An 18,852-nucleotide genomic window follows, 5' to 3' on the forward strand; every position below is an offset into this window, starting at 1 on the left:
CGGACTGATGGGCGAGATCCTATTTCTGGCGCACCGCGTTCCGTTTCCGCCCAACCGCGGGGACAAAATTCGCACGCATCACTTGCTGAAGAAGCTGGCGCAGCTTGCCCCAGTGCACGTCGGGTGCTTCGCAGAGAACGCTGAGGACCGTGCAGCTGTGGCTGAGGTCGACGCGATAGCCACATCACAATGCGTGGTGGACCGGCGCAAACCTCTGACGCTTGCCGGGGTCGAAGCCGTGCTGACCGGCAAACCCGTCAGCATCACCGCCTTTCACAGCGCGCGATTGGAAAGCTGGGTTCAGCAGACGCTCGCCAAGCATCCAATCGACACAATCGTGATCTTTTCTGGGCAAATGGGGCAATATGTACCCGAAAGCTTCGGGGGCAGGGTGGTGATTGACCTGTGCGACGTCGATAGCGCCAAGTTCGAAGGCTATGCCGAGGCGGGCGAGCGGGTCTGGCTGAACGCCCGAGAAGGGCGCTTGCTGGCGGCGGAAGAACAGCGTTTTGGCGCACGGGCGGACGCCACCATTCTGATCAGCGAGAACGAAGCTGAACTGTACCGGAGCAGGCTGACCGATCCATCGCGGGTGAACGTCCAAGTGATCGGCAATGGTATTGATGCCTCCGTTTTTGACCCCAGCGCGGTCGAGCCGCATGCCGCACTGCGCGACCGTAAAGGTCCGCATTTCGTCTTCACCGGACAGATGGATTACCGCCCCAATGAGCAAGCGGCTGAGTGGGTGATTGAGCAATTGCTGCCCGTCATTCGAGCCAAACATCCTGAGGCTAAGTTTCATATTGTGGGCCGCAACCCAACCGCGCGTCTGCTCGCCCGCTCTGAGACACCGGGACTCACCATTTGGGGCGAGGTGCCGGACGTAAAACCATTTATCGTTGCGGCGAGCTTTGTGCTCGCACCGCTGCTGATCGCGCGCGGCGTTCAAAACAAAGTGCTCGAAGCGATGGCGATGGCCAAGCCTGTGGTTCTCACCCAAGAAGCCGCGACTGGCATTGCGGCTGTCGACGGCGAGGATTGGCTAGTCGCACCTGCAGACCCAGAGAAGATGGCTGCGCGGATTGACGCGGCTTTAGCCGATCCTGACGCATTGTTCGGTCTCGGAGCCTCGGCGCGGCAATTCGTGCTCGATCACCATGCGTGGGATGCCATGTTGGAACCGCTTGGACACTTGGTTAGGCGAGCAGGCGAGGCTCGCGATGCAGCCTGATAAACTCACGCAGGATTGGCGTCAGCACAGCATCGTTGACCACGTGCCAAGCGCCTGGAAGCAGCCGCTTGTGATGCTTACGTTGGCAGTCACCGCACTTGTTGTTTTGGCGGCGCGCGAATGGGGCGAGATGCTGCACCAATGGTGGAACATCGACACCTACAATCACATCCTGTTGGTCCCGGTCATTGTCGGATGGCTGGTGTGGTTGAAACGCGATGAGCTTGCGGTCGCTATACCGAAAGGCTGGTTACCCGGTCTCGGTCTCGTTGCTGCAGCACTTGGACTATGGACGCTAGGTCGCATCACGGGGATCAACCTCTTCGCCCATGCTGGAGCGGTTGGCGCGGTCATGGCCGCAGCAGTTGCCATCATCGGTCCGCGCATATCCATGCTGCTGGCTCTGCCACTGGCAATGGCTGCGTTTCTGGTGCCCTTTGGTGATGAGATTATCCCGCCGCTGCAAATGATCACCGCCGAGATTGCAATCTGGCTGACCCTTGCCAGCGGCGTCCCCGCAGAAATCGACGGGATTTACATCAACACGCCTGTCGGTCTGTTTATTGTCGCCGAGGCTTGCTCTGGGGTGAAATTCCTCGTGGCCATGGTCACTCTGGCGGTACTTGTCTGCTTTAAACAGTTCAATAGCTGGACCCGCCGCGCGGCCTTCATGCTGGCGGCGATCGTGGTTCCAATCCTGGCCAATGGCATCCGCGCCTGGGGCACGATCTATATTGCCCAGAGACAAGGCGTCGAATTCGCTGAAGGGTTCGATCATATCTTCTATGGCTGGATATTCTTCGCCATCGTTCTGACGATCATGCTCGCGGGGGCATGGCGCTTTTTTGAGCGTGATCCAGAGGACGCCGGTTTCACATCTGAACAGCTGAGGGAAATGCCTTGGATTGCCCGTATAGAGCGCTTCAACACCAGCCATGTAGCCATCCTAATCGGCATCACCATTTTGGCGGTCCTCGCGGGAATGACGGTCGCTCTGACACCGGCTGTCGCCATTACCGCGCCAATCGGCTAGGCGGCTTAGCCTATGTGCGGGATTGCCGGAATTTTTCATGCGGAAACGCCTAAGCCCGTCGATCCTGTAAGGGTGGAACGGATGTGTGATGCGCTGGTCCACCGAGGCCCGGATGGCGCAGGCGTTTGGACTGCTCCGGGCGTAGGGCTCGGTCACCGCCGCCTCTCAATCATTGACCTTGAAGGCTCTCCGCAGCCAATGGCCAGCGTCGACGGCCGCGCCGTTATCAGCTTCAATGGCGAGATCTACAATTACCGCGAATTGCGCCGCGAGCTGGAGCAATCTGGCGCCCGGTTTAAAACCTCAGGCGACACCGAAGTCATTCTTGCCGCGTGGCAGCGCTGGGGCCCGGATTGCCTTTCGCGCCTCAATGGCATGTTCGCCTTTGCGATCTACGATTTGGACAAACGCAGCCTGTTCTTGGCCCGCGACCGGCTCGGCGTGAAACCGCTGTTCCTCGCGCGACTAAGCGACGGCAGCCTTGCCTTTGCCTCTGAACTCAAGGGCCTGCTCGCCCATCCGTTGCTGCGACGCAGGCTGAACCCGCATGCGCTCGATGATTACCTCACATGGGGCTATGTTCCAGACACCCGCTCGATCCTGGCAGGGGTAGAGAAACTGGCCGCGGGGCATTTCATGCTGCTCGAACATGGTCAACCGATTAGCGCGCCAAAACGCTGGTGGGATATCAGTTTCGAAGAACGCGAACGCGGCTCCGAAGCAGACCTGTCTGCGCAATTGGTCCATTTGATGCGTGAGGCGGTGCAATCGCGCATGGTCGCAGACGTGCCGCTGGGCGCGTTCTTATCCGGCGGTGTCGATTCCTCCAGCGTCGTCGCCTTGATGAGCGAGGTCAGCGCAGAGCCTGTGCGAACCTGCTCAATCGGGTTTGATGTCGCAGCGCTGGACGAGACAAGCTACGCGCAAACTGTTGCAGAGAAATTCGGCACCGACCATGAAGCGCGAACGGTTGGGCAAGATGACTTTGGCGCTGTCGATGCGCTGGTCGGCATGTTCGACGAACCCTTTGCCGATGCCTCCGCGCTGCCGACATGGCGAGTTTGCGAGCTGGCGCGTGAGAAGGTGACCGTGGCTCTGTCCGGAGACGGAGCAGACGAAGCCTTCGCGGGATACCGCAGGCAAGTCTTCCACCATCATGAAGAGCGCGTGCGATCAGTTTTGCCCGCTGGTCTGCGGGAACCCGTGTTTGGGGCACTTGGGCGGCTGTGGCCCAAGGCGGATTGGGCACCGAGGCCGTTCCGAGCCAAATCCACTTTGCTCGCGCTCGCTGAAGGAGGTGAGGCGGGTTATGCGCGCGGGCTATCCGTCAACACCCCTGAACAGCGCAGCGCGCTCTTTGATCCAGCCTTCGCCAGCGACCTTCAAGGCTATCGCGGCGAAGATGGTCTGATAGACCTTATGAAAAGCGCTCCGGCGCGCAGCGGGCTCGACCGGGCGCAATATGCGGACCTCAAATTTTGGCTTTCTGGGGATATTTTGACGAAAATCGACCGCACCAGCATGGCCGTTAGTCTGGAGGCGCGGGAGCCCTTACTGGACTACCGGCTGATCGAGTTTGCGGCGCGTCTGCCAGAGAAAATGCGGGTGCGCGGATCGACCGGTAAATACTTGCTCAAGAAATGCATGGAACGTTATTTACCGAGCGACATTCTTTATAGACAAAAGCAAGGCTTCGTAACGCCAATTGCGGCGTGGCTGCGCGGGCCATTAGCTGGATCAGCGCGTGCAATTGCATCGAGCTCGCAGCTATCTCAATCGGGATGGTTTGATCGCAAGCACGTGGCTGAATTGGCTGAGGCGCACATCGCAGGACGCTCAGATAACTCGAGGGTTTTGTGGCAATTGCTGATGCTCGAAAAGTCGGTCATCCGGCTAGGTGTCAGTGCATAACGGCGACTAACAAAAGGGTCCTGTTAACCATGCGGTGCCCCAAACTGAGACGTAAACACTTGTTGCGATCATGAATTAGTATTTGCACTTAAAGAGTGAGCGTGCCTAGATCACTTCATATCGAAGTAAATCGACGATCCAGCTCAACGGGGCGAATACAAGATCGAAGCTTCGCCATGGTGGTATTTGGAGCATTTCGAGCATGGATAGCGGGGCAAGCAAAGCAATCCCTTTCACGGACGACGAAGAGTTGTTCGCGGAAAGCGCATTGCATGCATCAATTCCGGAAGAGTTATTTAAACTCAGTCAAATAGACGTGATGTACGACGATACGTCGAGCACGCTGTGGAGTTATATGAACCCGGCAGATCGGCCTAGCTTTACGCGGGAGATGCTGGACAATTTTGAAGAATGGCAGCGTCAAATTGCGCGGGGCTTCGGCCCTGACAAAGTGCCCTTGCGGTACCTCGTGTTGGGGAGCCGTGCGCCTGATGTCTTCTGCTTCGGCGGAGATCTTGCGCTTTTCCAAAGACTGATCCGAGAGCGTGATCGCGATGGCTTGGTTAACTATGGCCACCGCTGCTGCGCGATCCTTCATCGCAATATAGAAGCGCTCGATATTCCGATGTTGACCATCGGCATGGTGCAGGGCGCTGCGCTCGGTGGCGGGTTCGAAGCACTGCTATCGTTTGATTACATCATCGCGGAAAGAACCGCGACATTTGGCCTGCCAGAGGTCATGTTTGGCCTATTCCCGGGCATGGGAGCACACGCCTTGCTGTCCCGCAAAATCGGCAGCGCAATGGCGGAGCGGCTTATCATGTCGAACGAGACCTATACAGCTGAGCAAATGTACGAGATGGGGATTGTCCATCAACTGGCGGAACCGGGCGACGGCGTGAGCGCGACGCGTGATTTCATCAAGAAGTCTGAGCGACGCCATGCTGGACTGGTGGGTTCTCGCCGGGCGACCAAGGAGGTTTGGAACCTCCAGCTTTCGGAGCTCAACCGGATCACGGAACTGTGGGCTGACACCGCGCTTGAGCTGCGCGAGCAGGACCTGAAAGTGATGAACCGGCTGACCACGGCGCAAGAGCGCCTGGCAGAGCGCATCGCCGCCGCATAGGCCTGTCGTTAGGTCTCTGACCCATGTCCTAGTGCTAGATACTCATCGCTCTGCATTTCTTGCAGGCGGCTTGCTGTGCGTTCAAACTCAAAGCTGCCATCGCCGGACTGATAGAGTTCGTCTGGCGCGCTCGCGGCGGTAGCGAACAGCTTCACCTTATGCTCGTAAAGAGCATCGATCAGCGTCACAAACCGAGCCGCTTCATTGCGCATTTCCGGGCTCATTTGCGGGATACCGACGATAATGACGGTATGGAAATTGCGCGCAATAGCGAGGTAATCTGGCGCACCGCGCGCCTCCGCACACAGCCGTTTGAAACTGAATACGCCAACGCCTTTCAAAGACTTGGGCACGTGGATGGTGCGCTTGCCGCCCACCTCCAGTTCTTGCGAGGGCACGTGCTCAGCGTCCTCTGGTGCAAAGTCCGTCATGCGGAAGAACACCTCTCGCACCGCATCGGTCGCTGCATCGCCAACTGGCGCGTGCCAGGTCTTGAGATCGCCAATCCGGTCGAGCCGGTAGTCGGTCGGGCCGTTGAGGCTGACCACGTCGAGTTCCGCCTCGATCAGGTCGATGAACGGAAGGAAGTGCTCCCGGTTGAGGCCATCCTTGTAGAGGTCTTGGGGAGGGCGGTTTGAGGTCGTTACAATCGCAACACTGTGCGTGTTGATAATCCGCGCGAACAGGCGGCTCATGATCATCGCATCGGCCGAGTTGTTCACCACCATTTCGTCAAAGGCGAGGCAGCGCAAATGCCCTGCAAGCCGCTGTGCCGCAACCGGAATGGGATCACCGCTCTCGGTCTTGCGCGCTTCTCTCAGTTCTGTGTGAACCTCTTGCATGAAGGCATGAAAGTGAACGCGCCGCTTCTCTTTGATCGATAGGCGTTCATGGAACAGATCCATAAGCATCGACTTGCCCCGGCCAACCCCGCCGAACATGTAGACGCCTTGCGGGCGGACCTTCTTCGCGCCGAACAGCTGCGCCAGTAGCCCGCCAGAGGTCTCCGCCTCCAGGTCCTTCTGCAGCCGATCAAGCCGCTCTGCAGCGCGCCTCTGGTCCGGGTCGGGCCTAAGCTCACCATTGGCAATCAGACGTTCGTAACGCGCCAGCATCGGCTTTACTCGGCGCTGCTCATGCGCGCGGCTTCATCTTGCGCACAATGCCGGAATAGCTCGCGACCACATCGTCATCCTGCACCACCTGCCCGCGCAGGAACAGCATGCGACCCGTCTCGCGCACAATCTCTGTCACGGCATCGAGCGGCCGCTTGGGGTCGCCGCCGCCTACGAACTGCGTCGAAAGCTCCAGCGTCACCGAGGGTCCGGCATTCCCGCTGCCCACCACATGCATGGTGGTGAACATGGAGATGTCAATCAGGCTGAGCGTCACTGCTCCGTGGATGATGCCTTGCAGGTTCTCATGCCGCCGCTCCGGGAACATGCGCAGCCGACATTTGTCGCCCTCTGGCCGCGTGATGAGCTTACCCATCACCGCGCCATTGAACAGCGTCTGGTCTTTCAGGTTCCAGTGGTGCCAACCCGGATTGTCAGGATCGGGGGTATGCTCGAATACCTCGTCGTCTAACGTCACCGGATCAGATTTCGCGCTCTGCCATCATCTTCTTGGTCTCTGCGATCGCCTTTGCTGGCGAGAGGCCTTTCGGGCAGACATTGGCGCAGTTCATGATCGTGTGACAGCGGTACAGGCGGAAAGGATCCTCCAACTGATCAAGCCGCTCACCGGTCATCTCATCGCGGCTATCCGCGAGCCAGCGATACGCCTGTAATAGGATCGCAGGGCCCAGGAACTTGTCCGAATTCCACCAATAGCTCGGGCAGCTGGTCGAACAGCAAGCGCATAGAATGCACTCATATAGCCCGTCCAATTGCTCGCGCTGCTCCGGCGTTTGCAGCCGCTCTTTACCCGAAGGCGTCGGCGTAACCGTCTGAAGCCATGGGCGAATGGACGCATATTGCGCATAGAAGTGCGTGAAGTCCGGCACCAGGTCCTTGATCACATCCATATGCGGCAGAGGGGTGATGCGAACCTCACCCTTCAGGTCTTCAATTGCCGTCGTGCACGCCAAGCCATTCTTGCCATTCATGTTCATCGCGCAGGATCCGCAGATCCCCTCGCGACAAGAGCGGCGGAAGGTGAGGGTGGGATCAACCTCGTTCTTGATCTTGAACAGCGCGTCGAGCACCATCGGACCGCAATTGTCCAGATCGATCTCAAACTTGTCATAGCGCGGGTTGTCGCCGCTATCAGGATCATAGCGATAGATCTTGAACGACTTCGCGCGCCCCGCGTTGGCGTCCTCTGGGGCCTTGTGCACTTTGCCCTGCTTACTGATCTTTGAGTTCTTAGGAAGCGTGAAAGTCGCCATTACAAATCTGATCCCATTGCCTTGTGACACCTATCTAGCGCCTTGGCGCGCGAGGGCAAGGCGCGGAGTGTTGCGAGTATGGCCACAATTGTTGAGTAACGTTCACGGCGCCCGGCCACCGCTCGCGCCCTCAACGCTTCATCGCGCGTGAGCCACGCTTGGAACGCCTGGAACACAGTCCTGACGGCGAAAACCAATCGATCAAAACCGCCCGATTGATCGAGAAAAGCGATCAGCCAATTGCGGCATATGAGGAACTTACAGGCCATTGCCGCCTTTTACCTCGCATGAGCGATGTAGGACACAGCAATTCAGATGGCTCCACCCCCTGGCCAGCCACCGCCGCCGTCTTTGGCACCAGCGGAGGGATTGGCCGCGCCCTGTGCGAAGCGCTGGCGCAAGGCGGCACACAGCGAATCTACGCCGGATCGCGCAGCGGAGATGAGCCATCGGGCGAGGGCATCATCCCCTTTGCCTTTGACCTTCAGGACGAGGCCAGCATCGCCCACGCCGCCAGCATGATGCAGGGCGCGCCGCCGCAAATGATCATCATCGCCACCGGCGTGCTGACCTTGCCCGATGGGCGCGGGCCAGAGCGGACCTACAAACGCCTCAACCCCGCCACGATGGCGGAGGTGCTGGCGCTCAACACCATCGGCCCGGCGATGATCGCCAAGCACATGTTGCCGCTGCTCCCGCGTGAGGGTCGAGGTGTGTTCGCGGCTTTATCGGCCCGCGTCGGCTCAACCTCGGACAACGGGCTGGGCGGATGGCACAGCTACCGCGCCTCAAAAGCCGCGCTGAATATGCTGCTGAAGAACTTCGCGTTGGAAATGGCCCGCACGCATAAGGACAGCATCGTCGTTGGCCTGCACCCCGGCACCGTCGACAGCGCTCTGTCGCAGCCGTTCCAAAAGGGCCTGCCCGAGGGCCAATTGTTCACGCCTGCAAAATCCGCCGCGCATCTGCTCGATGTGCTGAGCGGCCTGGATGCGGCCCACAGTGGCCGAGTGTTCGATTGGAAGGGCGAGGAAATTCCAGCTTAGGCCCACTACCGCGCCCCCCATTCGCCGAATCAAGGTGATTCGCGCGGCGTTGTAGTGATTCGCTGTGGCCAGAGAAAATTCGGCCAAAATCGCCACAAAACCAAAAAAAGCCCATTTTTCGCAAAAAAAGTGGCCGAAAACGCAAATTACAACGCTTTTTACAACGCTTTTACAACGCTCATTACAACGGTCGCCTGTCATCACCTGTCGTGAAGACGAGGCGCCCTGCCGGTGAGGCGTGGCTGATTGGTGAACGTACGATCCCGCCAATTGGTCACGCCTCATTGGGCCGCTGTTTGAGGGCAGCGAAGTGCCTCTTCTTGAATGTGAAAACCACGATCAAGACAGGGACATTACCTATGAAAAAGACACCTCTGCTTTCGACCGCTGCCACAGCAACTTTGGCTGCGCTAAGCTTCCAACCCGCACCCGCGCAGGCGGAAACCTGCCTGCTCGACACCAATGGAGATGGCGATGCCGATACCAATGTCGATACCACTGGCGGTGCCACAGACGACAATGGTGATGATGACACGCTCGCTTGCGGAGTGGGCGCCGACGCATCGTCACTCAGGGGAACAGCGATTGGCGCAGACTCGGTTTCCACTGGGGGAAATTCAACGGCAATTGGCACTATCAGCCGAGCTACAAGTGTACAAACCACTGCAGTAGGCGTTTCGGCAAATGCGAGCGGCGACAATTCGAGTGCATTCGGCGTTAACAGCCTCGCCTCTGGGTCTGGGTCTACAGCAATTGGCGTGGCTACGAGTGCTACGCAAACTGGCGCAACCGCCATCGGCGGAGACGGAGGCGATGCAGACATTCTGGGCGCGCAAGCGACTGATATTAATGCAACAGCCATTGGTTCAGATGCCGTGGCGAGCGATTTCGGCACCACGGCGGTCGGAAGCCAAGCGATCGCCAGCGGCGATATTTCGACCGCAGTCGGCTCGAGCGCGACGGCCAGCGGTGATGCTGCAAGCGCTTTTGGTGAAAACGCCCTTGCGACCGGAAATCAATCGGTTGCTCTTGGCTCAGCATCCGAAGCGGGTGGATCCAACTCTATCGCAATTGGCGAGGAGGCCTCCGCAGATTCTTTTTTAAGCACCGCAATTGGCAGCGAGGCTGCTGCGACCGCAGCCTCCGCAGTAGCGCTTGGTAACAATTCTGAGGCCAGCGGGACAGGAGCCATTGCTATCGGCGGCGAAGAGAACGGCGAAAACGGCTCAGGCGCGCAGGCAACCGGCGAAGGCGCTGTTGCTTTGGGCGCGAGTGCTGACGCCCTGTCAAACGATTCGATTGCAATCGGTCGCACTGCCAGCACAACCGCAAGTGGAGCGATTGCTATTGGGCTGGATGCAGCCGCAGAAGGCTCCGCGGCTGTAGCGCTCGGCGAGCGCTCATCTGCTTCCGGGACATTTGCGACAAGTGTCGGTTTGATCAGCAGCGCGATCGGGGACGGAGCATCTGCCTTTGGCGCGGGAGCCGATGCGACCGGCGGAACCTCTGTGGCAGTTGGCTTCAGTTCAGCCGCCAGCGCAACCGGCGCCACCGCCATTGGCGGCAACTTGGGTTCAGAAGGAGACCCTGGTGCACAGGCAACGGCTCAAGGCGCAACGGCAATTGGTGCGACAGCCCAGGCCACAGCCGAGCGCGCCACTGCTTTGGGCACGGGCGCCATTGCCAGTGCCACCGGTGCAATCGCGATTGGAACGGATGATGGTGGTGACGGCGCTGCAAACGCGTTGGAAGCGAATGCCATTGCGATTGGAACCTCTGCTTTCGCTTTTGGTGGCGATGCAGCTGTTGCGATTGGTTTCCGTACCATTGCGAGGGACGAAGGGGCGACCGCAATTGGCCAATTTGCGAATGCTGCCGGTGCGAGCAGCTTTGCCGGCGGCGAAAGCTCTGCAGCGCGAGGGGCTGCTTCAATCGCGATTGGCGGCCGGTCGCCGGAATCCGGCGAAGGCGGAGGTGCTAATGCAAGCGGGACTGACGCGATTGCGCTTGGGGCGAGTTCCGACACAACAAGGGACGGTGGAATCGCCTTTGGTGCGGGAGCCGCTAGTAATGGCTTGGATGCAGTGGCCGTGGGCAGGCGATCCCGCGCACAGCTTGAGGGCGCTACCGCGCTAGGAGTGGATGCGGATGCGACTGGTGTAGGTACCTTTGCCGGTGCCGCCAGAGCGCAGGCGACGGCTGCCGGCGCGGTTGCGCTGGGCGCGGATGCGGTAGCGAATGCGGCAGGCGCTATAGCCGCAGGCAGAACATCGCTCGCCAGCGGAATCGGAGCTATCGCCATTGGCGGTGATGCGAACAACGATAATGCTGGAGCGAGTGCGACCGGTGCTCAGGCCATCGCCCTTGGTGCGGATGCGGTGGCGAGCAGTGCGAGCGCGACGGCTTTGGGTGAGCGGACGATTGCGATTGGTCAGGAGGCGTCAGTGTTTGGGGCGCGGGCGCGGACCAATGGCGCGTTGGCAACGGCTGTTGGCGCACGCTCTGTGGCGACCTCAAACGGGACATCGGCCTTTGGTACGGGGTCTCAAGCCCGCGCGCTCAATGCGACCGCAATTGGCAACTCAGCGCGGGTTGAAGGCGCTTTCTCAACCGGCATCGGTGCAGGCGTCAATATTACTGACACAGCCAACTCAGCGGCTGCGGTGGGCTTTCAAGCAAACGTCAGCGGCAGCGCTGGCACAGCGGTGGGCAGCTCAAGCGAGGTCACCGCGCAGTTTGGTACAGCTGTGGGCCGTGAGGCGAGCGTTACGCATGTGAACTCGACTGCGGTTGGTTTTCAGGCAGCCTCCACGGCAGCCAACCAAGTGGCGCTCGGAGGAGACGGATCATCCGTGCGGATCGGCGATATCGATGCGAGCACGGCGGCTCAGCAGGGGCCAGTAGATGTCGTGACAGTGGACGCCAACGGCACACTGGGCCGTCAAAGCGTGGCGACAGCCGCCTCGGTCGACAATGTGCGGGTGGCTCTCAATGCTGTAGCGCAGGTCTCGACCGCGCAGTTTGATGCGCTCAGCGGGCGGGTGCAGGCCATTGATTTCCAACTCGACCAACTCGACGATGATGTTCGCAGCGGTGTCGCGGCGGCGATGGCTCTGACTGATGCGCCGATGCCCTCGCAGCCGGGCAAGACCAGTTATGTCGGCAAGGGTGCGACGTTCCGCGGGGAGTTCGGCTTTAGTCTGGGCCTCACCCACCGGCTGAACAGCGATCAACCTTTCGCGATCTCCGCCAGCGTCAGCCATGCAGGCGGCAACAACACCGGCGCTAGTGTCGCGTTCTCTGGCGAGTTTTGATTGGATTGCCTTTAGCAGTCGGGAGCGGCTTAGGTCGCTCCCGACCCCTAAAAGGAAAGGGCTTAGTTCGGGCGCTCAGCCTCGTCTCGTGCCCGCATCAAAGAAACCTTGCTTGGATCTCGCTTGAGACGAGCGGGCAAAAGTCATCCTTGGTTCCGAACAAACGATAACGGCGTTTTCCAACAAATTCGTACGCTGAATCGGCCAGCCATTTGGGCAGCAGTCCGAACATCCAGCCAATCAAACGCCACAGCCCGCCAAGGTGTTTCAGCAGATAGATTATAGCGCTCGCCTTGCTCAGGCTCTGGCCATCTTGCGTGCGCAAAACAACCGTATCACCCAAAGCGCTCACCGCATCTGCCCCAATCTCTGACTCCAGCAATCCACTTTGCAAAGCAGCAAATTTCAGCTGGGATTGGGTTTCCTCGGCCAGCAGAAAGCGGACCGTTCCATGGCAAAGAGCGCAGGAGCCATCAAAATGCAGAACTGCCCCGTTCAGCGGTTTGGGTGCCAGCCATGCCGGGTTGAATGTGAACATATGGAACAGCAGCATTGCAATCGTCAGATCTGGAAAATTGAGCAAAAATGCAAAACCGAATTGGACAAACAGCATTCCGCTCCAAATCCAGGGACGCAACTTCTTGATCAATGCCAAAGGCGCAAACAGCAGCTCAATGACGAGAATAAACCAAGTCAGAAGCTTGAGAACAATCGCTGGCACCGCGAGCAATATGTCCCGCAGAATCCAATCACGGGCGAGCGGGTTGTCGAGCACATATTGGACATTCTCGCCAGACACCCAGCTAGGGCTGAGCAATTTGGTGTAGCCGCTGTAGCTGTACGTGAGGGCCAGCACGACCCATCCGGCCAAAAACACACCGCGGTGCAACGCCCATCCACCGCCCGGATCAGGGCGGCCACGCGCTGGCCACGATAGGTACGGCGCGGCCATTAAAAACAAATGGGCCAAAAGCATCCAGCCAACATACGGCATGGCAGGGTTTGTAATGAGCGGATTGCGCCCAAGGAAACTGGCCAAAACCACCCACATCAAAATGGCCGCAAACTTATCCCACTTACCCACCGCGAAGAAAACCGAAGCAAGCGCCGCCGCCACGCACAAAGCGGTAACAAACAGGGGGCTATCGACAAACCGCAATATGTTAGGAAACGCGATAATAAGCGGGCTTAGATCCGCATCGGGCAGCATTCCGGCGGATGAGAATATATCCGGGGCCCAGAATGCCAGATAAGCAAAATGGACAAACAGATAGAGCCCGAGCAGAGCCCGGAAAACACTGTACTGTCCGCCCGTCCAACTATTCGACATCGCAATCCACGCTGTATTCGAGTTTCCATGGATGGTCGGGCGGCAATTTCTGACGCGGGACGAGGCGGAATGTGAATGGTCCGGTCACATCGGTCCGATCAATCCCCAGCTCCTCCAGAGCTGAGGAATTGCCGCAAAATGTGTGGTTTATCGCGGCATTGAGCATCGGCCGGCTGAGCTCGTTCGAATTGAGCACCGGTGCATATGACAGTGCCGCACCATAGGCATTTCGGCGATTATATGGACCGCGTACGCCGGCATAATTCTGAGGTGTCAGAACCAATTCTTGCGCCGCACCCTGACGATTTTTCCACGATAGAATGAACTTTGACGAATAGGTTTCGAACCCTTCGTGCGCAGTGAAAACCTTGGGCGCTGGCGATGCCACCGACGCTGCCCCCACAGCCTTTACCGCCTGCAATTCAAAAGCATCGCCGACCATTTGGACGCAGCCAACAGAGATCAGGAAAATGGGCGGGAAGGCTGTTTTAAGAACGCTCACTTTGCATCGCCCTTGCTCGCTTTATGAACATCCACACCAATCAACATTGGCCCAAGCAGCAGCTCGCGGTCTTCTGAAAATCCGCAGGCGTCATCAAATTTTTTCGGATTGTGAAATGTTCCAAAAATCATGTCCCAAAGGGGCAGATCGGAGAAGTTTTGGCGGTGCCACCCCTGCTTGTGATGGACGCAGTGGCTCTCAGGTCGCTGAAAGATAAAGCCAATCCAATAAGGCGTCTTTACGTTCCAATGATAGAACAATTCCGCAATCCCGGTCAGAAGGATGGCATAGACTGCGGCTTGCGGCCCAAGGCCGCATAGGACGTACAATATGAAGCTGGACAACCCAGCGTTCACGAAGATCTCAAGCGGGTGCTTATAGAAGCTGGTTATGATCTCGAGGCGTTGCGGGCTGTGATGCACCTGGTGAAAGGTACGCCAAAGAAACGGCACCTGATGCCGCGCTCTGTGCCACCAATAGTAAATGAAGGTTATGGCAAGATAGCCGAAAATCGCGCCGCCAGTCTCACCGAAAGCGGCTTCAGCATTCCAGATCGACCAATCTGCGAGCCATTTGTCCCACGTCAGGCCAGCCACAAAGACCATCGCAACCTGTACGGCGTTCAAAACAATGGCACGGCCCCACCAGCCAGATACACGAGGCCAACTCCTGCCTTTGGCCAAGAGCTCCGCAAAAAGCATGAGTACGGCCAAACCAAGGACGGTAACAACGATCCACATTCTGCAAAGATAGTGCGAAAAGTTAAATATTGAAGAAATTCAGCCTCAAAACTTCACAACAGACTTGGTTTCATCGCGACGAGACACCTGCTTCTTGCATCAACCGGTCTTAGATTAAACCCAAGCAAATCAGTCCAAAATTGGTCTTGATCGCGCCAGCATAGCCATGAAGCAAAAGGGAGGGCTAATGCATTCGAGATGGCCTAAAGCACGCCCTCAGCCCTCAATGCCGGCACCTTCGAGCGGCTGACGGGAACTTTTAGCCCGTTACGGATCACCAGTCGTAAATCCCGGCCGGTGCGTTCCTGCCCGCAAACAGCATGTTTTGCGACCCACCAGCTTCTGTGGACATGGAACCCCGCCCCATCAGGCACCAGTTTGAGCGCATCGGAAAGTGACATCAGCACCATCTCGCTGCGCTCTTCAGCGATCACCCGGACGTAGTGATCTTCAACGGATAAGGCGATAATAGCGGGGAAACCCAGCGGTAAATGCCCGTGAAGCTCTGTGGCGTCCAAACGAGATGCAGGGTCATGGTCGCCAATGGATACATTATCAGGCCCACCGTTCTGGGCCGCCGATTGCTGCTCCGCTCGCCAATAGATCGCATAAAATAGCGCAAAAAACAGCAGGCCGATTGCCATCGCACCAGGCCACGCCCGCGTGAAGGCGTTTCCAAATGCGGCATCAACTCCGCCAGCCATGCCAAGGATGCCCCACATGATTAAAGCAGTGCCAATCGGAATTGCGAACGCGTAACCCCACAACGGCGATATCGATAGGAGTCTCGCCATCGAGGCACCGATGATCGCGAGCAGGCGGATCACTATCCATCCCATCAATAGGCTGCCTATCGAAAATGCCATCCGCAGCCCCAGAGTGGAGCTGGGTAGAGGTAACAAGTCTAAGATAGCGATGATACAGCCGAACAAGGCGACGATTCCAGCCTCTGCCAACAGTTTCTCTGTCGGGCTCAAAGTCATCGCGAAACACTGCCCCGTGATGTCACCGCACGAATGCAAATGACCATCTGCGAAGGACGGCGGACCATTCGCGTATTGGGAAGACGAACTGCGAAGATCGGCTTGGCCTGAGACTGGCGACAATCAACACCTGACATGCAATCGAATTACCTCAAGGGATCAGGGGAAAGCAAGGATGTCAGAAGGAAATCAAACGAAGGTTTCGCCCACGAAGGAGCCAACCAATTCACGCAATTTTTCGATGCGCACGACGATCGCCATAACGATAGCGATCACGGTATTGATGACGGTACTGTCGATGTTCACGGGCGGTTTCGCCACTCAGAATTCAGTGCAAACCCAGCAGAGTTTCAGCGCGCCAGTTACAATCCACTTAGCGACTGCACTGCCAGCTTTATTGCTGGGACCAGTGATCTTGATCCGTCGCAAAGGCGATCAGCCGCATCGCTGGCTTGGCCGGGTGTGGGTCACCTTGATGCTGATAACGGCGGTGGCCTCCGCCTTTATTCGCTCACCCGGTCAGGGAATAATGGGTTCCGGTTTCAGCTTCATCCACATTTTCACCATCTGGACCTTGGTGATGGCTCCATTGGGGGTTTGGTTTGCCTGTAGGGGAAGGGTTTCCGCGCATCGGGGAGTCATGACGGGGCTGTATGCGGGTCTGGTAATCGCAGGCAGCTTCACGCTCCTTCCGGGCCGGTTGCTGAGCAATATGGTGTTTGGCTAGACCTAGCCCTTACCCTTGGTCTTGGTCGCGCCGGCCTTTGCTTTGGCGGCGATGAAGTCGATGATTTGCCCGGCCACATCTTTGCCGGTTGCCGTTTCGATGCCCTCCAGGCCGGGGGAGGAGTTCACCTCCATAATCACCGGACCATGATTGCTGCGCAGCATATCGACGCCGCATACGTTGAGGCCCATATGCTTGGCCGCCCGCAAGGCTGTTGAGCGCTCTTCAGGCGTGATTTTGATCACCTGAGCGCTGCCGCCGCGGTGCAGGTTGGAGCGGAAATCATCCGCTGCCCCGGTGCGCTTCATCGCGGCGACAACCTTGCCCCCGACCACCAGCGCGCGAATATCCGTACCGCCGGCCTCGGCGATAAATTCCTGCACCAGAATGTTCACATTGGCCCCGCGAAACGCCTCGATCACCGACTTGGCGCTCGACATGGTTTCAGCCAGAACAACGCCGATGCCTTGCGTGCCTTCGAGCAGCTTGATGACAACGGGCGGGCCATTCACGGCCTTGATGATTTCCTCCGCCTGCTTGGGATCATTGGCATAGGCGGTGAGGGGCAGGCCGAGCCCGTGCTTGGCGAGGATTTGCATGGAGCGCAGCTTGTCCCGGCTGCGCCCGATTGCGACGCTTTCATTCAGAGGCCACACGCCCTGCATCTCAAACTGGCGCAGCACCGATAGGCCATATTGCGTGATCGAGGCGCCGATGCGCGGGATCACCACGTCATAACCGCTCAGGGTCTTACCCTCGTAAGAGATCGTGGGGCGGTGGCTGGCGATATTCATCGTGCAGCGCGTGGTGTTGAGAATATCGAGCGTGTGCCCGCGTTCCTCGGCTGCCTGCACCAGCCTCTTGTGCGAATAAAGGTTCGGATTGCGGGCCAACATGGCAATTTTGAGAGGCTTGCTGCTCGTGCTCATCGCTTGTTTCCCTTTTCTGTATCCATGCCCTTGGTTTGCAGCCAGGAATGGCCGCTATCGACCAGAAACCGCCGCCGCAGCGATGATCGGCCGATAAGCATGGGGAACTTCATGTCTGATCTATCAGTCAGGCTGATTTCAGCGCGGAATTCTATGTCGCCGATTTTGATCGGCGTTTTGATGACATAGCGCTGCTGTGTTTTACCGTTTGAGCTGGTGATGCCCCGGATGTCTACGTGGATCGCCTCGCAAAGGTGCTCGGTGCCGTCCCAGTCCACGGCGAAGCGGACGAATTGCTGGCTCTCGCGGTCGATCTCTTCAATGACGCGGCCATGCAAAGACGACGTGCGTGCGCCGCTGTCGATCTTGGCGGGAATGCCTGACAGGCCAAGCTGCGGCAGATCGACCAGCTCGCGCCAACCGATCACGGGGAGGTGTGGCTTAGTCATTGGAGGATGGCCAAAACAGGGGCGAGGGCATGAGCATGGCGCGAGGTTTTATCCTTAGGGCCGAAGCGGCTATTTCGGAATAATCCCGCTCAGACAATTCCGTTCCGCCTCAGGCCCTCAGCGATCAGTGTTTCGATAAGGTCTTCCTGGCTCCACCCGGCAAGCTCTGCCGCGCGTCCAAAGACCTTTTGCGACCACAGATTGCAATTGAGGTTGAGCTCCAGGAAGGTGATTTCGCCCGTGTCCTCGTTCACACGGAATTCGAACCGGCCATAGTCGAACGGGCGGTATTCCTCCCAGCTGCGCTTGGTCAGTTCAGCGATCTTCGCAGTCAGTTCTAGGTGCTCAAAATGTTCCAGCGCATACTTCTGGCTGCGGTCAACCAGATCGCGCTTCTCTTGATAGGTGCGCAGATGCGACGGGTCCGCCTGGCGGAAGATCATCATAGGCAGGATTTGCGGCTCACCATTGATGGTGACGACCGGAACTTCGACGTCGCTGCCATCAAGAAACGGCTCAACAATCGCATCTTGCCCGCCATTGCTTTCGTCATTGTGGATGCGCTCCACGGCGGCCTTTACGCCAGCCCAATCGCGCGCATCGCCCACGCCCCAACTGGCCGAAGAGGCATTGGGTTTGATCACATAGCGATCCGCCTTGGGGCATTTTGCCTGCTCAATCGGAGCGCCTTTGCGATAAATCGCCCACGGCGCGGTAGGGACACCGGCATCCACGGCAGCGCGCTTCGCCAGATGTTTGTCATCCGATAGGCCGCGCAGGATCGGGCTGGCGCCGAGATAGGGAATGCCCGCGCGCTCACACAGCAGCGGCACCAACATTTCTGAATTGAAAAAACCCGCGCGGTTGAGCAACGGAAAGACGAAATCCACATCTTTCGGCGGATCAAACAGGATATCAAACGTCTGGGTAATGGTCAGTTTCAGCCCAAGCCCCTCAAGCACCTCGCGCATTTCGCGGTGATACATCGCATGATTGCCATCCTCAGGATGGATCTCACCCTCCCACAGCGCGTTTTTCGCAAGGAACAGGATATGCGCGCGCTTTTTGACCTCATCGGGAATGCGCAAAGGGGTGAGCGTGTCTGTCATGTTTTCATGCCTAGCAAGCGGTTTGGAGCCGCG

At 58.2% G+C, this 18,852-nt stretch carries 17 protein-coding genes; 7 read left to right on the plus strand and 10 right to left on the minus strand.

What is annotated here, in order from left to right; translation table 11 throughout:
* Positions 1-7: 7 nt before the first annotated feature.
* The 4 genes from AC0V6V_RS01685 (at position 8) to AC0V6V_RS01700 (ending at position 5,301) form a co-directional block, all read left to right on the plus strand.
* A complete protein-coding gene (locus AC0V6V_RS01685; RefSeq protein WP_486163753.1) occupies positions 8-1,231 on the plus strand; it encodes a TIGR03087 family PEP-CTERM/XrtA system glycosyltransferase in 1,224 nt (407 codons plus the stop codon).
* A complete protein-coding gene (gene xrtA / locus AC0V6V_RS01690; protein ID WP_486163754.1) occupies positions 1,221-2,264 on the plus strand; it encodes an exosortase A in 1,044 nt (347 codons plus the stop codon). The genes AC0V6V_RS01685 and xrtA overlap by 11 nt, the downstream gene beginning before the upstream one ends.
* A gap of 12 nt (positions 2,265-2,276) precedes the next feature.
* A complete protein-coding gene (locus AC0V6V_RS01695; RefSeq protein WP_486163755.1) occupies positions 2,277-4,175 on the plus strand; it encodes an XrtA/PEP-CTERM system amidotransferase in 1,899 nt (632 codons plus the stop codon).
* Positions 4,176-4,377: 202 nt separating this feature from the next.
* Positions 4,378-5,301 (plus strand): crotonase/enoyl-CoA hydratase family protein, encoded by a 924-nt coding sequence (locus AC0V6V_RS01700; RefSeq protein WP_486163756.1) that lies wholly within the window; start codon positions 4,378-4,380, stop codon positions 5,299-5,301.
* 8 nt (positions 5,302-5,309) lie between these two features.
* On the opposite strand, the gene zapE is transcribed toward AC0V6V_RS01700, so the two are convergent.
* The 3 genes from zapE to AC0V6V_RS01715 are packed head-to-tail and all read right to left on the minus strand — an operon-like array spanning position 5,310 to position 7,690.
* The gene (gene zapE, locus AC0V6V_RS01705; protein ID WP_486163757.1) at positions 5,310-6,416 is read right to left on the minus strand and encodes a cell division protein ZapE; all 1,107 of its coding nucleotides are present in this window, start codon (positions 6,414-6,416) and stop codon (positions 5,310-5,312) included.
* A gap of 19 nt (positions 6,417-6,435) precedes the next feature.
* Positions 6,436-6,894 carry a PaaI family thioesterase gene (locus AC0V6V_RS01710; RefSeq protein WP_486163758.1) on the minus strand — a complete coding sequence of 153 codons (459 nt, stop codon included), beginning with the start codon at positions 6,892-6,894 and terminating at the stop codon, positions 6,436-6,438.
* Between the two features lie 4 nt (positions 6,895-6,898).
* A complete protein-coding gene (locus AC0V6V_RS01715) occupies positions 6,899-7,690 on the minus strand; it encodes a succinate dehydrogenase iron-sulfur subunit (protein WP_472645210.1) in 792 nt (263 codons plus the stop codon).
* 287 nt (positions 7,691-7,977) lie between these two features.
* Between AC0V6V_RS01715 and AC0V6V_RS01720 the strand changes: the two genes are divergently transcribed.
* Both AC0V6V_RS01720 and AC0V6V_RS01725 read left to right on the plus strand, forming a co-directional pair.
* Complete coding sequence (locus AC0V6V_RS01720; RefSeq protein ID WP_486166390.1) at positions 7,978-8,736, plus strand: SDR family NAD(P)-dependent oxidoreductase; 759 nt, start codon at positions 7,978-7,980, stop codon at positions 8,734-8,736.
* A 359-nt stretch (positions 8,737-9,095) separates the two neighbouring features.
* A complete protein-coding gene (locus AC0V6V_RS01725; RefSeq protein ID WP_486166168.1) occupies positions 9,096-12,050 on the plus strand; it encodes a beta strand repeat-containing protein in 2,955 nt (984 codons plus the stop codon).
* A 97-nt stretch (positions 12,051-12,147) separates the two neighbouring features.
* On the opposite strand, the gene AC0V6V_RS01730 is transcribed toward AC0V6V_RS01725, so the two are convergent.
* From AC0V6V_RS01730 to AC0V6V_RS01745, 4 genes are all read right to left on the minus strand, one after another.
* Positions 12,148-13,380 (minus strand): DCC1-like thiol-disulfide oxidoreductase family protein, encoded by a 1,233-nt coding sequence (locus tag AC0V6V_RS01730; protein WP_486163762.1) that lies wholly within the window; start codon positions 13,378-13,380, stop codon positions 12,148-12,150.
* Positions 13,370-13,882, minus strand: coding sequence for a hypothetical protein (locus AC0V6V_RS01735; protein WP_486163763.1), 513 nt, complete (start codon positions 13,880-13,882; stop codon positions 13,370-13,372). Before AC0V6V_RS01735 ends, AC0V6V_RS01730 begins: the two co-directional genes overlap by 11 nt.
* Positions 13,879-14,508 (minus strand): sterol desaturase family protein, encoded by a 630-nt coding sequence (locus tag AC0V6V_RS01740; RefSeq protein WP_486163764.1) that lies wholly within the window; start codon positions 14,506-14,508, stop codon positions 13,879-13,881. The genes AC0V6V_RS01735 and AC0V6V_RS01740 overlap by 4 nt, the downstream gene beginning before the upstream one ends.
* A 317-nt stretch (positions 14,509-14,825) precedes the next feature.
* The gene (locus AC0V6V_RS01745; RefSeq protein WP_486163765.1) at positions 14,826-15,605 is read right to left on the minus strand and encodes a LytTR family DNA-binding domain-containing protein; all 780 of its coding nucleotides are present in this window, start codon (positions 15,603-15,605) and stop codon (positions 14,826-14,828) included.
* Positions 15,606-15,846: 241 nt separating this feature from the next.
* Here AC0V6V_RS01745 and AC0V6V_RS01750 point away from each other — a divergent pair, with 241 nt between their 5' ends.
* Positions 15,847-16,332 (plus strand): DUF2306 domain-containing protein, encoded by a 486-nt coding sequence (locus tag AC0V6V_RS01750; protein WP_486163766.1) that lies wholly within the window; start codon positions 15,847-15,849, stop codon positions 16,330-16,332.
* Between the two features lie 2 nt (positions 16,333-16,334).
* Here AC0V6V_RS01750 and rimK read toward each other — a convergent pair whose 3' ends face one another.
* From rimK to AC0V6V_RS01765, 3 genes are all read right to left on the minus strand, one after another.
* Positions 16,335-17,261 carry a 30S ribosomal protein S6--L-glutamate ligase gene (rimK, locus tag AC0V6V_RS01755; protein WP_486163767.1) on the minus strand — a complete coding sequence of 309 codons (927 nt, stop codon included), beginning with the start codon at positions 17,259-17,261 and terminating at the stop codon, positions 16,335-16,337.
* Complete coding sequence (locus AC0V6V_RS01760) at positions 17,258-17,710, minus strand: ATP-dependent zinc protease family protein (protein ID WP_486163768.1); 453 nt, start codon at positions 17,708-17,710, stop codon at positions 17,258-17,260. Before AC0V6V_RS01760 ends, rimK begins: the two co-directional genes overlap by 4 nt.
* Before the next feature lie 89 nt (positions 17,711-17,799).
* Positions 17,800-18,819 (minus strand): D-alanine--D-alanine ligase family protein, encoded by a 1,020-nt coding sequence (locus tag AC0V6V_RS01765; RefSeq protein ID WP_486163769.1) that lies wholly within the window; start codon positions 18,817-18,819, stop codon positions 17,800-17,802.
* Positions 18,820-18,852: the final 33 nt, after the last annotated feature.

The sequence above is a fragment of the Erythrobacter sp. S249 genome (assembly GCF_057364975.1).